We start from the raw sequence: 15,434 nt of genomic DNA, 5'->3' as shown, positions 1-15,434 counted from the left end.
TCCATGTCGAACATGCAACTGGACACATTAAGACGTATTGTACAAGAGATCAATGCGTCAGTCAGTTTGCATGATTCTTTGGAAATCATGGTCAATCAAGTTTCCGAAGCCATGCATGTTGATGTTTGCTCTATTTACCTTTTAGATGAACGTAACCAACGTTATGTACTTATGGCAACCAAAGGCTTAAACCAAGAATCTGTGGGGACAGTTTCCTTACAACTTGGCGAGGGTTTGGTTGGTTTAGTGGGGCAACGTGAAGAGATTGTCAACCTAGACAATGCGTTTAAACATGAACGGTTTGCCTACTTCCCCGAGACAGGGGAAGAGATCTATAACTCGTTCCTTGGTGTTCCAGTCATGTATCGCCGCAAAGTGATGGGCGTGATGGTGGTTCAGAACACCGAACCTCAAGATTTTAGCGAGGCAGCAGAATCATTTCTGGTGACCTTATGTGCGCAACTCTCTGGGGTAATTGCTCATGCACATGCAGTGGGTAATATTGATGTTTTCCGTAAACCCAGCAATTCATCTAACTACAAGACCTTCCAAGGTTCATCTGGTGCAGGCGGCATTGCACTTGGGCGTGCCATCATCCTTTACCCTCCGGCAGATTTAGCTTCAGTTCCAGACCGTGATGCGGATGATATCAGTGAAGAACTTAAGCTTTTAGACCAAGCTATTGCGTCTGTACGCAATGAAATTCAATCGCTTGATGATAAAATGCAAGATTCACTCATGGCGGAGGAACGTGCTTTATTTAGCGTGTTCTTACGTATGTTGGATGAAAATGCCCTACCTGCTGAAATTAAAGAAATTATTCGAGATGGAAGCTGGGCGCAAGGTGCTGTTAAAAATGTGATTGAACGCCATGTTGCGCTTTTTGCACAAATGGAAGATGACTATTTACGTGAACGTGTATCTGATTTAAAAGACTTGGGACGCCGAATCCTCGCAGCATTACAAGAAGGTGATACCAGCCATAAAGAGATCACCTCTGAAAGTATTTTAATTGGAGATGAGATCAGCACTGCTGCTTTGGTTGAGCTTCCTGTAGATAAAATCGCCGCGATTGTAACCTCTGAAGGGGCTGCCAACTCACACATGGTGATTGTCGCCCGTGCTCTCGGTATTCCAACTGTGGTGGGTGTTACTGAGCTGCCGGTAAATACGCTTGATGATGTTGAAATGATTGTCGATGCTTATCAAGGCCGGGTTTTTGTCAATCCACCACGTCGTTTACGTACACGTTATAAAGAGATCCAAAAAGAAGAAGAACAAATTGCCAAAGATTTAAAGCAATACGAAACCAAAGATGCCATTACCCCTGATGGTGTCGCTGTAAAGCTGTATGTAAATACTGGTCTGATGATTGATGTGGTACGTGGGGTTCAACGTGGTGCAAAAGGCGTAGGGCTTTATCGTTCTGAAATTCCATTTATGCTGCGTGAACGCTTCCCTGGCGAAGAAGAACAGCGTGCGATTTATCGTCAACAGCTGAGTCACTTTGCCAACAAACCTGTGGTGATGCGTACACTTGATATTGGTGCGGATAAAGACCTACCATATTTCCAAATTGAAGAAGAAAACTCAGCTTTAGGATGGCGTGGCATTCGTTTTACCCTCGATCACCCTGAAATCTTTTCCTCACAAATCCGAGCAATGTTAAAAGCCAGTATCGGCTTAAACAATCTGCATATTTTATTGCCAATGGTCACCAGTGTCAGTGAAGTAGAAGAAGCACTTTACTTACTGGAACGTGACTGGATTGCGGTTCAAGAAGAAGAGCAAGTTAACTTCGCCAAACCGAAAATCGGGATTATGGTTGAAGTACCGAGTGTACTTTTACAAATTGGTGAATTTGCTGAATTGGTCGATTTCTTCTCAGTCGGCTCAAATGACTTGATTCAATATTTATTGGCAGTTGATCGTAATAATCCACGTGTATCCAGTGTTTATTCACACTTCCACCCTTCTGTACTCCGCGCTTTAACGCGTTTGGTTCAAGAATGTCATAAGTATGAAAAACCGATCAGTATTTGTGGAGAAATGGCAGGCGACCCACTCTCAGCTATCTTACTTATGGCAATGGGATTCAATACCCTGTCGATGAGTTCAAGTAATATTCTGCGTGTGCGTAAAGCGATTTGTCATGTATCGATGACAGATGCACAAAAGCTATTAGAAGAAGTGATTGCGATGAATAACCCACTCATGGTCAAGAGCTGGATGGAGTATTACTTTAAACATCATGGTTTGGCTGATATGGTGAAATCGAATCGTCTAGTCAATATTTAATTATTTATTTTTATTAGATTTTTATAATTATTTAAGCAAAAATTGCAGTCCACAAAAAAGGCCGATAATCATCAGAATATCGACCTTTTTTGTGTTTATCATAACCACGTTTTGCATTCTTTTTACGATCTACAAACACTTGGCTTTTGTTGACTTCATGCATGTGTTTGGCCACAAAGTTGTGAATCACAACCTCTGGCATTGCTTTTTTCTTTGCCATTTTCTTTACCTATTTTGTTGTATACCACTTGATCAGTGGGAATCTGATATTACGCTTTTTTGTGTAGAATACAAGTATATAAAAACATAAGTACAAAGCACAACTCCCTAATGTCAAGCTAAATCAAATGACTCGAAATCTCGAAAAACTACTCTTTACTGTTTATTCTAAAAGCATTAACTGAATTCTGAGTTTCGAACAACTGAGAGCCTGTAAATTTCAAATATAGTCAAACCACCTAATTATTCATACAAATGATTTGCATTCAGTCATTGATCAGAAATAAAGCTTATATTTTTGTATAAATTTTTAAAAAACTATTCGTTATCAATTGGTTTTTTGCCTTTTTGAATCATACAAGCTGTAGCTATCGCATGGCGATATGGATGTCGCCGTTGAGCGGGGGTATAGGATGTACCCCTCGCTCAACGAAAGATTTTTGTCCCTTTTTATCTCTAAAAAGGGAGGCATCGCCTACGCAAAGGTATTTAAACTTTGAATGTAAAGTATGGCATTACAAGCTTTTTTATATTCAGACATTTTTCCATACAATTGATTTAATTAAAAATCTTAATTAAGAGAAATTAGCTTCTTTAGTATGAGCCTTTTGACAGGTTGACTATAAATTTGAAATAAACACTTGCAAGCTACTGTTGATTTCTCTTTCACAAACAAGTTTTTATTAAAAGATAACAACCGCGATAACAACAACTTATTTACTGAAATAAAAACTTAATTACAACAACTTTCAATAAAAAACAAAAATATTAAATATTTTCAACAATATAAATTTGCCAAACTCAAAAAATGCATATATATTGTATATACATTTTTTGAATTATCACCTTTGGGGATAAATACGTCATGGCTGAATTACCCAAAAAGACAAAGGTGAATAAAAAAGATGGGCAACTCTTAATTCGCATTAACAGTGCTGAGCGTGACCAGTTTTTACAACTCTGTGAAACGATAGATACCAGTGCAGCACGTGAGTTAAGAAAATTTATCCGTAGTTTTATCAAAAAACATCAGCCAACGGATACTCAAACTAAGGAGTAACATGATGTCTAAGCAAGTTAAATCTTTAAAACAGAAAATCAAAGCACGTTTGGAAAAAATATCCAAACACGAAGGTAAATTGAAAAAGCTCAAAAAAAAGCTTAAAAAACAAAAGTAATTTCGATTACACATCCCAAGCTTGAACTTTGATAAAAGTAGCTTAAAAAAAAGCGGCATTATTTACATAATGCCGCTTTTTGCGTTTTCGAAGGGATTAAGCTAAAGCTCTATCTAACAAACGTTTTACATCCACAGCTTGTGCATCTAACATTCCGACCACGCGTCCATAAAACGCACTATAACGTGTTGCAATAAAAGCATCCGCAACAAAATCTGGTGCATGTTGTTTCAGCAAAATAGCTTGTGCCAAGATGACCAAACGACTGACTAAGCTACGTGCCATAAATTGCAATTCATCTGCTTGTAAGCCACTAAATAATTTAAATAAAGCTTGTAATTCATCTTGTAAAATTGAATCTTGAGCTGCAACTTGTGCAAATGATTTAAATAAGACTTCAATTGATTCACGGTCACGTTGAATTGCACGCAATACATCCAAACACATCACATTACCAGAGCCTTCCCAAATAGTATTTACAGGGGCTTCTTTAAAAATACGCGCCATGATTCCTGTATCGACATAACCATTGCCACCGAAGACTTCCATCATCTCACCCGTCAACTCCACAGCACGCTTACACACCCAGAACTTTGCTGCTGGTGTCATGATTCGTCTCCATGCCAGAGATAATTCATCATCACTCTCATAGCAATGCGCAAGATGAAAACTCAATTGCATGGCTGCTTCTGTTTCCAAGGCTAAATCCGCCAATACCGCTTGCATCAACGGTTGTTCCGCCAAATGTTTACCAAAGGCCTTACGCTGACGGGTATAGGCAATACATTGCACCAAAGCCTGACGTAACATCGCACTTGAACCGACTGAACAGGTCAAACGTGTATAGTTTGCCATTTCAATAATCGTGGGAATCCCGCGCCCAGCTTCACCGATCATAATGCCCCAAGCATGTTTGAATTCAACTTCTGAGCTTGAATTACTGCGATTACCCACTTTATCTTTGAGTCGTTGTACTTGAACCGGATTTTTTGTCCCATCTTCCAGCCAACGCGGTACAAAAAAGCAGGCCAATCCATCTTGTTCAGTTTTTGCCACGACTAAATGTGCATCACACATCGGTGCGGAAAAGAACCATTTATGTCCTGTCAGTAAATATGCTTGCCCACGCCCCGAATCAGCCACAGGAACAGCCCGTGTTTCATTGGCACGTACATCTGACCCACCCTGCTTTTCTGTCATCCCCATTCCCAGCCAAATTGATTTTTTCTGAGAAATCGGAATGTCACGTTCATCGTATTCAGTCGATAAGAGCTTTTCACCGACTTTTGCCCACAATTCAGGTTCATTTTGAATTAAGGGAATACTGCCTAACGTCATAGAATTAGGGCATAGATTGCCACACTCGACTTGTCCACTCAGGAAAAATCGAGCCGCCCAATCGACCCATTTTGAACTTGATTGTGGATGATTAAATGGATGTGCGTGTGTGTCAAATTGTCGATTTAGCCGCATCCATTTATGCCATGCAGGATGAAATTCTAGAAAATCTTTACGGCGACCACGAGCATCAAAACTATGTAATTCAGGAGTATGTCGATTGGCCAAATCGGCATATTCATAATATTCAGTAGAACCCGCAATCTGTGAGAATTCAGTTAGGCGTTGCTGATCCTGACTGCCATAACGTTGCAAAATTTCTTGTAAGACTTGATCTGTAGTCAATAAATTATAATTTTGCAGTTCGTCAAACTGATTGCTGATTTCATGTGTTTGCCAATTCTCTGCTGTGTTCATCCTGAATTCCTGTCTTGTTGTTTTAACCAATTGCATTCAGTATAGAAGAAAATACCTTCAAGGATGTTCGGATTATTTTTATGGCTTTACCTGCAATCAATGTGCGTCGTAAACCACGCCAATCAAGGGCACGTATCACGCAAGAAGCGTTGATGGAAAGTTTTGTTCGGCTTTTACATGAACATCCTGCCAATAAAATTACCATTCGTGAAATTACCGATCTTGCTGGTGTGGGTTTAGGGACGTTCTATGAGTATTTTTCTAAAAAGGAAGATTTGATTGCTTTAACTATTCACCAACATGTAAAAAGCAATGCAGAAGTCTTAAAAAGTTATGCACAAAGCGTGTATGACTTATCCACAAAATCAGATTTTCAAAGCTATTTACAGCAAATCATTCATTTTCAACTTGAGCAAATTCAAGCACAACAATTTTTATGGGCCCAGTCTTTCTTGTTAGAACGACAGGTTTCTAGTATTGAAACATATCAAAAAAGTTATGCCATGATGGTAGAGATGTGGCAAAACATGCTGAAACCTTTTATTCAGGATGATGAACAACTCAAACAGATGAGTCTAAATGTACAACGAATTTGCTATGGTTTTGTCTCGCAGACATTGTTGATCGAGCCTGAGTTTAAGGATTGGAAAGTTTTGGAGGCGGATATGGTTCAGCTGCTCATCAAGTTACTTTAATTTTACATAACGCCTAGTATGTTGGTTTTTAAATAATATCTTGCCTATAAAAGAACGCTTTCTCTAAAAAAGTAATAAAATAAGCCAGTCTAGTCTCGTTTAAACTTCTTGAAAAAAATGAAAGAGCCAGAACAAATTAACAGAGAATCATCAAAACTTAGTCGTTCATCTTACTATTGCGCAATACTTAATATTTTTATTATTGCGGCAAGCATTTTTTATTCTATTTATATAGCAAGTCAGTCTTGTAAATTTACTCATATTTGTGAAAGACCACTATATGAACTTTTGTTTGTAAGTGCTGCTTTTCTCTGTACCTGTATTAGTTTAATCGGGCTTTCTCTCGCATACCTTAGTTCAAATACTGAGGAAAATGCAGATCTACATTACCGTAATTTAGGAATGGCATGGAATCGTAATATTTTATTTTTATCAATGCTTTATATTGTATTTATTGCGATAATGTTACTTACATAGACCTTATTGGTTGAGCTATTTTTCAGTGGAAATTATTTAAATAAACCAGTTGGATAAACTGTTATTTTGCATATATAAAACCCCAACTTAAGCAAAATTAAGGCATGGATTTTGGAATATAAGATAATTGAGTGAAGATCTTATTTGGCTTTTAACATCATAATTTCTTTTTTTAACTTAAAACTATCACCATTATTTACAGGCAAGGCTTTTGTGAATGTTACTTGATATAAATCACGAGAAACTTTGATTATCTCTATAGATTGCACAGAAAAATCAGTTGGACATATCGCGCGTGAACCACTGGAAGCACATAAATTTAAAGGATTTTTATCAAATACTCTTTTGCCATTGATAGAAATAGACATAAGAGGATAATCTAGTAAGCCTAACATTCCCTGAGTATTGGCATTATAGAAGCCACTTTCAACAACTAATTTTATAGCCCCACATTGGTGTATAGATTTTTTGCTTCCTAATCGTGTAATGTTTCCCTCGGAATCTTCTTTACTAATCAATAATGAATCCACATCAATATTATATTCTTTAAAATCTTTTAAAAATGATCCTTGTTGTTCAGCAGAAAAATAGAAATTTGATTTTTTATCATTGCAATAATAATGGATTCTTCCATCACTAATGTATTGTAATTCTTCTGCATAGACATGAAGTGCCGTAAGATAGCATGCTATACATAGAAAAATTAATTTTCGCATTCAAAACCATTCACTACATTTTTTATTACAAAAGGTTTTATAGCCTTATCAAGGCATATTCGAGTTGCGTAAGGGGGTCGCATATCTAGTGAAATATCATATGGCACATTACTTTTAAAATGAGATACATCAATACCAATGCAATCTAATTGTTCTATTGGTGAGCTGATATTTGTATATAATTTACTATAAGAAGTTTTGTAATTTTTATCTGGGTATGCTTTCCCCATATATACATATATTCTCCCCTTATATGGAGAACTTCTTTTATCATTGGTGTATATACAAACACTATTCTCCTTAAGTACTGCATTTAAAGGCTTTTCTGGTGAAGCTTTAGCTATGTTACATATAGTCAATGCAAAAACTATGAGATATATTCTTTTCATAAACTAAACCTTTCTTAGTAACTCCATAAAAATAAAATTCTACGACTCCACTTTAATAATGAAATTTATAAAAAGCGTTATCCTTGAACATCCACCAGAATAAAAAAATATAATAAAATTAGACAGATAAACCAATATTTTGCATATATAAAACCCACTTAAGCAAAATTAAATTATAGATTTTTGGATATGATATTCTATTTAGTAAAAGCAGACGGTTGCTCTCTATCAATCCAATCTTGATAGCTTATACTGATATTATAATAATTCATCATTACGCTAAGAATTATTGATAAAATATTAGTAAATATAGATTTCTTTCTTTTCAATATTAAAGATATAACTAATAAGAATGAAGAAAATACTAAAAAAATAGTGTCTACTGAAAAAGCATGATGATTATTTTTAGACAAGTAAGAGTTAATATAAATTAAAGATATAGCAACTAAATTTAGATATGATATTAAATCAGAATATTTTTTTATTGAATTCATATAACTATTTCCGTTTTTCCACTATTAATGCAGGCATTTTATTAGCTGTTTCTAAATTTCCAAGATAGTTATTTCTACCTCGACTGTATGCCCATAAATAAAGCTCTTTATCATTAGGAGTAGCTTTTGTATAAAAGCCCTCAGTTTTAGAAAAATACCCCCCATCCTGTTTGACCATGAACTCTACATTTTTCTTGTCTTATAGCAAATACATCTGCAATAGCTTGAGGATGTACACCTCTTACACCAGTATTACATCCATGCAGAATAAGATCAGCATTGGGAGACCAACGTAATTTTTCTAATTGTGAAATTTCTCCAAAAGAGATAGTAGCATCTTCTATAACGTTTTTATCAGAATCAACAACACTTATGAATTCTAAACCATCATTCCCACCATCTGTTTTACTAGAATGACTAAAAATATGCATCTCCTTTACTTTCGCTACACTTTTGTTTAATTCAGAAAATATTTCAGTCCAAATTTTTTTAAAATCTGGCCCTGTAGTAATTTGGTATTCTTTAAAAATAAAATTTTCACCACAATTATTCAATTTAAGTTTAGATAAACAATGGTTTGAAGCTCGTTTAAATGCTTTATCATCATCTTTTTTAGGACTTTGATAATAAATAGAAATTAAATATTCTTTTAAACCAACTTTTTGTTCATGTATGGAATTATTTTTTTGATTAGTGGTACATGTTCCTTGGCTCATTCTATCTCTCCTATATATATGTCTATATCCTCAGCTTTTTCTGTAAAAAATCTTTCAGTATAGCCATTATGATCAGTTGTACCTTTTGCTACGACTATTCCTGTTTTTGAATTTTTTAAATAGTATGGAATAAAGGCTAAAATAGAATCGTCATCTTTATCTATAAGTTGTATACGTTCATCAAATTTCAATTTGGTAACAATATTACTCAAGTTATCCAAAACTCCTGAGCGGCTACCACTATCCCCCACAACATGATCTTGCTTTGGTAAAATTTTTGCCCCACAAGTGAGTTGATCACCAACATAAGCAACCGCTTTACCGTCAAAAATAATATGATCGTGACTTTTAATAATTTTCGACCAACACTTACATTTAGGACAAAAATGTCCATCACCTGCAACTAAAAACAAGCTCCCCATTTGAGAAGCGTTCATTTGAGTTGCCCTAATAATTCCACCATGATCAGTCATAGAGTGATCTATCGCAAAACCTTTAGCCATGATTTCCCCCCTTTAAAAATTAATCATGATTCAATAAGTCTTTAGGAATTGCTCGATCCGCATATAAACGGAATACAAAACTTGATTGTAGACTTTCGATAATTTCATCACCATTTTCCAAACGGCTTCCAACAAGCGCTACCTCAAAACCTTCGATTTTCCCTTCCTCACCAGCGCCTGAAATGATTTTAGAGCGTGAACCATCTTGATAAATGGCTTCATCCCCTACTGCGGCAATAAGGTGGTCTTCTGCTTTCACTCGTTGATGAATACTTGCTTTAACTAACCCACCATTTTTAGTTTTGGAGCCATGTGTTGCTGCTAAAAAATTCTTATGAGGTTGTTTATTTATAAATTCTTGTTCAGCCAATATACGCTGTTGAATTTCGTCAGTAGAAAATTTCAATATCTCATCTTGAGAAAGTTGAGATAAAAAAAGCTTATGATTCATGGTTATACTCCATAATTATCTTGTTGTTTGTTTTATAAAAAGAAAATAGTTGAGCCATATTTCGAATGATAAAATTGAGAATATTTGGCAAATAAATTCTTGTTTTAGTAAAAACCTCTAACCCTTGCAACTTAGAGAGGGAGGCATTTAATTTTTAGATACATATGTTTGTTTATATCAGTAAAAATAGTTAAATAAAATTTAATATACATTGTAGTAAATAAACACAGTATAAGTTTATACGAAATTTAATAAAAAACTAGATCTATCTACTCAAAACTTTCTATATAGGCTTTCAGTGTCGTAAAAAATGCGCTCAAACAGTTTTATATAAAATCACTTACTTCACACCACACAAAGTTTTGCCCCATTAATCGCCAAAACAAATCAATAATAATATTTTTATCAATTTCACAAATATAAAAAATCACTCTAAAGTAAAGTTATCGCTTTAAAACGTTGATTGCTCTTCCTTAAACAACAGTATTTTAAAGCAGATATAGACCAGTGGATTGTTTCTAAAAATAAATGACAAATCATTTATTTTTAGATCAATTAGATTTAACAATTGTTCACTATATTGGTTTTTCAATTACGGTTAATGTCATGTAATAGCGAATATTCTTTATCTATTCCATCTATTCAAAAATGAATACATGATTAATTAAAAATGGAGAAATAGAATGAGCCAAGACTCAAAAAAATGTCCTGTAACCCACCTGACAACGGCTTTTGGTGCACCTGTTGTAGACAACCAAAATAGTTTAACGGCAGGCGCACGTGGTCCTCTACTGGCACAAGATTTATGGTTAAACGAGAAACTGGCCAACTTTGTACGTGAGGTGATTCCTGAGCGCAGAATGCATGCAAAAGGTTCGGGTGCTTTTGGTACATTTACCGTAACTCACGATATTACCCAGTACACACGCGCTAAAATCTTCTCACAGATTGGCAAACAAACAGAAATGTTTGCACGCTTCACCACTGTCGCTGGTGAACGTGGTGCAGCAGATGCAGAACGAGATATCCGTGGTTTTGCACTTAAGTTCTATACCGAAGAAGGTAACTGGGATCTCGTTGGGAACAACACTCCCGTCTTTTTCATGCGTGATCCACGTAAATTCCCAGATTTAAATAAAGCCGTAAAACGCGACCCTAAAACCAATCTACGTAGTGCAACCAACAACTGGGATTTTTGGACGTTATTACCTGAAGCTTTGCATCAGGTGACAATTGTGATGTCTGATCGTGGTATTCCAAAAAGCTTCCGCCATATGCATGGTTTTGGTAGTCATACGTACAGCTTTATCAATGCAAACAATGAACGTTTTTGGGTCAAATTTCATTTCCGCACCCAACAAGGCATTGAAAATTTAACCGATGCTGAAGCGGAAGCGGTTGTTGCTAAAGACCGTGAAAGTAACCAACGTGATTTATTTGATTCGATTGAAAATGGTAACTTCCCAAAATGGAAGCTTCAAATTCAAGTGATGCCTGAAACAGATGCAGAGAAAGTTCCTTATCATCCATTTGACCTGACCAAAGTTTGGCCTCATGCAGATTATCCACTGATTGATGTGGGTGAGTTTGAGCTGAATAAAAATCCTGAAAACTTCTTCCTTGATGTAGAGCAATCGGCTTTCGCACCAAGTAACTTAGTTCCAGGTATCAGTGTTTCACCTGACCGTATGTTGCAAGCGCGATTATTTAACTATGCCGATGCTCAACGCTACCGTTTGGGTGTGAATTATCAACAAATTCCTGTCAATGCTGCACGTTGCCCTGTTCATTCTAATCACCGTGATGGTCAAGGCCGTGTCGATACAAATTATGGCGGTTTACCTCACTACGAACCGAATAGTTTTAGCCAATGGCAGGAACAAGCTCAGTTTAAAGAACCACCATTAAAAATCAGTGGTGATGCAGATTATTGGGATTTCCGCCAAGATGATTCGGATTATTTCAGCCAACCACGTGCTTTATTCAATTTAATGAATGATACGCAAAAACAAGCACTGTTTGATAATACGGCGGGTGCGATGGGTGATGCACTTGATTTTATTAAGTATCGTCATATCCGTAACTGTTATGCATGTGACCCAGCCTATGGTGAAGGCGTGGCAAAAGCCTTGGGCTTAACTGTTGCAGATGCACAAGCTGCACGTGATAGCGATCCTGGCAAAGGTCATCCTGGTTTTCAATAAGCCTAGCTCAATAAAAGTCATTCAATAGAAACCGCCTTCGGGCGGTTTTTTATTTTGTATAAATGCACTATATTGAAGAAACTCCCAATCGTGAGTAAAGCCATGCAACAGAAAATTGAAGCGATAATTCAACAACATGACATCATTTTATTTGATGAAATCTGTGTGTTATGTAATGGCTGGGCAAAGTTTTTAATCAAATATGATACACAGGCACAATTTAAATTAACTTCGGTGCAATCACCTTTAGGGCAAGACATCTTAAGACATTACCAAATGCCCACTGAGCAATTTGAGAGCATGTTGGTGATTAAAAATGGGCAAGCCTATAGTGAATCCACTGCATTTTTAAAAGTGATTGAAAGCTTAGGACAACCCTTTTCATATTTAAAAATGGGTTATGGGATACCCAAATTTATCCGAGATTTTCTATACCGCCGAGTCGCTTTAAATCGCTATCGTTTATTTGGTACTACTGCGCAGTGTTTACTGCCTTCATCTGAAAATAAAAAACATTTTTTGGAACATAGCATTGATGCAAAACTCTAAAGCACTTCAGAATGCCCTTTTGACCATTCATATTTCACTGGCTGTATTATGGTTCTATCAGGGCCTCATCCCTAAAATCATATATAAAGTTGTCGAAGAGCAACAATTTTGGCAGTTTACAGGGATTCAATTGCTGCCCATTCCTAGACTTATTGAGCTCTCAGGATTTGGAGAAATCATATTTGGTGGATTATTTCTTATTTTTAGACAATCAAAGCTTCTGCATTATTTAAATATCATCGCGATGCTGTTTTTTTTACTGGTTGTAGCGATCGTTTATCCCCACTATTTTGCGCAGGGTTTTAACCCGTTCATCATGAATACTGCAATGGCTGCACTGTCTATTGTCGCAATTCAACTTTTCAATGCTCAAAAAGCCGAATAAACTTACATTCGCACATTTGTACCAAACTCCTCTTTCCATCCTTTGGTTTCAGTGGCAATTTGCTTAGCGAGTTTGCTTTTCACTTCTTGAATTAAGCGCGCCCGTTCCTGCCCATGCACAAATCGACCTTTATAATCACTTTGCATGGTTTGAATATATTCATACAGTGCACGTTGTTGTTGTTTGGTTTTGGGAGCGGTATGCAAAAATTGAAGGTATTCCTCATCTGGGTTTGTGCTAAGCGGATCACCCAAAATATCTTCAACATACACTACAGCACTGACTAATTTCACTTTACCCTTTGCATCCACAGTATAGGTTTGTTTGCGCACACCATAAGGATAGGTCCAAAGTCCCTGCCGATCACCCGAAGCCCAATAGCTATAAAAAATAATATTGTTATCTTTGACCTCATAATCGCCCAATTCTATTTGGGTAATACTACAGTCACCACTGGTTGAATATATTGTATGCGTGAGCAACTTTTTATTATTTCGATATAATTCAATATCTTTACGTAATAAATCAACATCATCTTGATTCATCACTGTTTTCAACTCAAACTTGCTCTGATTAATTTGTATATTTTGAGTCTCAGCAAAAGCTGTACTGGATAATGCCAGTAGCATCAATAAAGTTTGGATTATTTTCATTATTCATCTCCCTTGATTTTTCAATCAGGAATCAACACTATTTTTTAGTTTGGTAAATACCTCCTAATCCTGACACAGCTTTTGCAAAACTGGAAGTATTTCACCTGCCTGACTAAAAGGTTGTGTTTGACGATAATGCTCGACCTTTTTAACCAGTTTATAGTTTTTATCGTCCTGACTTTTAAACTGTTCTAGCCGTGTAAATGTCTGATCCTTACACAATACTTGATAATAATTAATCATGAACTGTTTTTTTGGGTTAGCACTTTTAACCCAAGCTTGAATAAGTTGATTACCATCAGATATTGTGGTGATACTTTCAAAAAATTGAGTATTTGAATTTTGATAAATTAATTTCCATTCATCACCCGTTTCCAAATCATATTTTTCATTTAAAGGCTTAATACTTTTCGTATAATCCTCATGTTCAAAATCTTTGGCTGTTGCATATTGATCTACAACAACACATGGCTCGTCTGAAACACAATCCGCCTTAGCCGCTTGAGTTAGGTCTATAGATTTTGCAGCGACTGAGCTCATCACCAAACAAAACAACAAAGTACTGGATAATATTTTTATCATTTTTAGTTCTCTCAATTTTTATGGCTCAATAAGGGCCTACTACACCACCAATTTACGGCCTTCACGAATACAGTAGAATGGATTAACCATTTTTGATGAATTCTTCATGGCCTTTTGTAAATCCTGCTCAGGCTGTTCCCGTGCTTCATCCGTCAATTGGAAAGTACGGTAATGAATTGCCAAAGAACGCTTGGCTTGTAAATCTAAATGCGCCTGAAAAGCATCTTGTGGATTCATATGCATATATTTCATTAACGCTCTTGGTTCATACGCACCGATTGGCAATAACGCAATTCGCGGTGAACCTAACCGTTTTTGAATTTCTTTAAAATGCGGTGAATATCCCGTATCACCAGCAAAGAAGAAATGACCATGTTGCGATACCACAGAAAAACCACCCCACAATGCAATATTCTGATCACGTAAACCACGACCCGAACCATGCTGTGCTGGGGTATAAATAATTTTTAAGTTTTTAAATAATGCAGATTGCCACCAGTCCATCTCAATCACATGGAACTCTTTAGGTAAGTAACAGGCATTGCCCAAACCTGTATAGATTGGCATGGCAAACTTATTGTGTAACCATCTTAAAGAGGCTAAATCCATATGGTCATAGTGATTATGACTGAGTAAAACTGCATGAATCTCTGGCAATTGCTCTAAAGCAATTCCAGCAGGAATCACACGTTTTGGTCCACGCCCATGTTTTGGACTGACATAGTCGGCCCAAACAGGATCAGTTAAAAAGTTATAGGGACCAATTTGAACCAGTACAGTCGCATGGCTCACAAACCAGATTTGCCAATCATGCTCATCAGCATCTGGTCGATTCTGAGGTAATACGCGTTTTGCTGCATAAAATTCTGATGATTCTTTTTGAGTATCCACATTCCAAGTATATGATTTTCGGGTGCCCAGCCATTTCATCAAATCCCAACGGCTACGACCTTGTGGTCTACGTACTTCATTAAAGAACCGTTCACCATTGTGTTGATTTGAACCAATCACACTAAATACAGGTTTATACCATGTGTGTGACAGACAATTTTCAGTATCAATTCGATAATGCAATTGTTGAACTTGCTGAGATGGAACAGTCTTATTTTGCATTGTGTTGTCTTGTACCGTTGTATCTTCAAGACGGACCATTGGCTCTTGTTTCGACAT

Annotated in this window: 16 protein-coding genes; 6 read left to right on the top strand and 10 right to left on the bottom strand. The window is 36.5% G+C overall.

Annotated features, from left to right (window positions below; genetic code table 11):
* Positions 1-3 precede the first annotated feature (3 nt).
* Entirely contained in the window at positions 4-2,298 is a 2,295-nt protein-coding gene (ptsP, locus tag AC07U8_RS02335; protein ID WP_004718112.1) for a phosphoenolpyruvate--protein phosphotransferase, read from the top strand.
* Positions 2,299-2,329: 31 nt separating this feature from the next.
* Here the strand turns inward: ptsP and AC07U8_RS02330 are convergent, their stop codons facing one another.
* Entirely contained in the window at positions 2,330-2,518 is a 189-nt protein-coding gene (locus tag AC07U8_RS02330) for a DUF7230 family protein (RefSeq protein WP_004718115.1), read from the bottom strand.
* Positions 2,519-3,382: 864 nt separating this feature from the next.
* On the opposite strand from AC07U8_RS02330, the gene AC07U8_RS02325 reads away from it, so the two are divergent.
* Positions 3,383-3,577: a hypothetical protein gene (locus AC07U8_RS02325; protein ID WP_315078044.1), complete on the top strand. Its 195-nt coding sequence runs from the start codon at positions 3,383-3,385 to the stop codon at positions 3,575-3,577.
* Between the two features lie 214 nt (positions 3,578-3,791).
* On the opposite strand, the gene AC07U8_RS02320 is transcribed toward AC07U8_RS02325, so the two are convergent.
* Complete coding sequence (locus AC07U8_RS02320) at positions 3,792-5,450, bottom strand: acyl-CoA dehydrogenase family protein (RefSeq protein WP_494737254.1); 1,659 nt, start codon at positions 5,448-5,450, stop codon at positions 3,792-3,794.
* Between the two features lie 80 nt (positions 5,451-5,530).
* Between AC07U8_RS02320 and AC07U8_RS02315 the strand changes: the two genes are divergently transcribed.
* A complete protein-coding gene (locus tag AC07U8_RS02315) occupies positions 5,531-6,145 on the top strand; it encodes a TetR/AcrR family transcriptional regulator (protein WP_494737253.1) in 615 nt (204 codons plus the stop codon).
* A gap of 617 nt (positions 6,146-6,762) precedes the next feature.
* On the opposite strand, the gene AC07U8_RS02310 is transcribed toward AC07U8_RS02315, so the two are convergent.
* The 5 genes from AC07U8_RS02310 to AC07U8_RS02290 all read right to left on the bottom strand — a co-directional run bounded on the left by AC07U8_RS02310 (position 6,763) and on the right by AC07U8_RS02290 (position 9,891).
* The gene (locus AC07U8_RS02310; RefSeq protein ID WP_494737252.1) at positions 6,763-7,338 is read right to left on the bottom strand and encodes a hypothetical protein; all 576 of its coding nucleotides are present in this window, start codon (positions 7,336-7,338) and stop codon (positions 6,763-6,765) included.
* Positions 7,326-7,727 (bottom strand): NF045616 family extracytoplasmic (lipo)protein, encoded by a 402-nt coding sequence (locus AC07U8_RS02305; protein WP_494737251.1) that lies wholly within the window; start codon positions 7,725-7,727, stop codon positions 7,326-7,328. The genes AC07U8_RS02310 and AC07U8_RS02305 overlap by 13 nt, the downstream gene beginning before the upstream one ends.
* A gap of 640 nt (positions 7,728-8,367) precedes the next feature.
* Positions 8,368-8,937 (bottom strand): hypothetical protein, encoded by a 570-nt coding sequence (locus AC07U8_RS02300; RefSeq protein WP_494737250.1) that lies wholly within the window; start codon positions 8,935-8,937, stop codon positions 8,368-8,370.
* Positions 8,934-9,440, bottom strand: a complete 507-nt coding sequence (locus AC07U8_RS02295; protein WP_494737249.1) for a PAAR domain-containing protein — start codon at positions 9,438-9,440, stop codon at positions 8,934-8,936. The genes AC07U8_RS02300 and AC07U8_RS02295 overlap by 4 nt, the downstream gene beginning before the upstream one ends.
* A gap of 19 nt (positions 9,441-9,459) precedes the next feature.
* A complete protein-coding gene (locus AC07U8_RS02290; RefSeq protein ID WP_494737248.1) occupies positions 9,460-9,891 on the bottom strand; it encodes a PAAR domain-containing protein in 432 nt (143 codons plus the stop codon).
* A gap of 683 nt (positions 9,892-10,574) precedes the next feature.
* Between AC07U8_RS02290 and AC07U8_RS02285 the strand changes: the two genes are divergently transcribed.
* The 3 genes from AC07U8_RS02285 to AC07U8_RS02275 all read left to right on the top strand — a co-directional run bounded on the left by AC07U8_RS02285 (position 10,575) and on the right by AC07U8_RS02275 (position 13,029).
* Positions 10,575-12,095, top strand: coding sequence for a catalase (locus tag AC07U8_RS02285; RefSeq protein WP_494737247.1), 1,521 nt, complete (start codon positions 10,575-10,577; stop codon positions 12,093-12,095).
* A gap of 102 nt (positions 12,096-12,197) precedes the next feature.
* A complete protein-coding gene (locus tag AC07U8_RS02280) occupies positions 12,198-12,644 on the top strand; it encodes a thiol-disulfide oxidoreductase DCC family protein (RefSeq protein WP_494737246.1) in 447 nt (148 codons plus the stop codon).
* Complete coding sequence (locus tag AC07U8_RS02275) at positions 12,631-13,029, top strand: DoxX-like family protein (RefSeq protein ID WP_209828124.1); 399 nt, start codon at positions 12,631-12,633, stop codon at positions 13,027-13,029. The genes AC07U8_RS02280 and AC07U8_RS02275 overlap by 14 nt, the downstream gene beginning before the upstream one ends.
* A gap of 2 nt (positions 13,030-13,031) precedes the next feature.
* On the opposite strand, the gene AC07U8_RS02270 is transcribed toward AC07U8_RS02275, so the two are convergent.
* The 3 genes from AC07U8_RS02270 to AC07U8_RS02260 form a co-directional block, all read right to left on the bottom strand.
* The gene (locus tag AC07U8_RS02270; RefSeq protein ID WP_494737245.1) at positions 13,032-13,682 is read right to left on the bottom strand and encodes a hypothetical protein; all 651 of its coding nucleotides are present in this window, start codon (positions 13,680-13,682) and stop codon (positions 13,032-13,034) included.
* A 63-nt stretch (positions 13,683-13,745) separates the two neighbouring features.
* Complete coding sequence (locus tag AC07U8_RS02265; protein ID WP_494737244.1) at positions 13,746-14,264, bottom strand: hypothetical protein; 519 nt, start codon at positions 14,262-14,264, stop codon at positions 13,746-13,748.
* Between the two features lie 39 nt (positions 14,265-14,303).
* A complete protein-coding gene (locus tag AC07U8_RS02260) occupies positions 14,304-15,434 on the bottom strand; it encodes an MBL fold metallo-hydrolase (RefSeq protein WP_224964663.1) in 1,131 nt (376 codons plus the stop codon).

Source organism: Acinetobacter sp. GW821-FHT01E09 (assembly GCF_059422385.1).
Note: the sequence above shows the minus strand (reverse complement) of the source record. Positions and strands in the feature narration are given on the sequence as shown.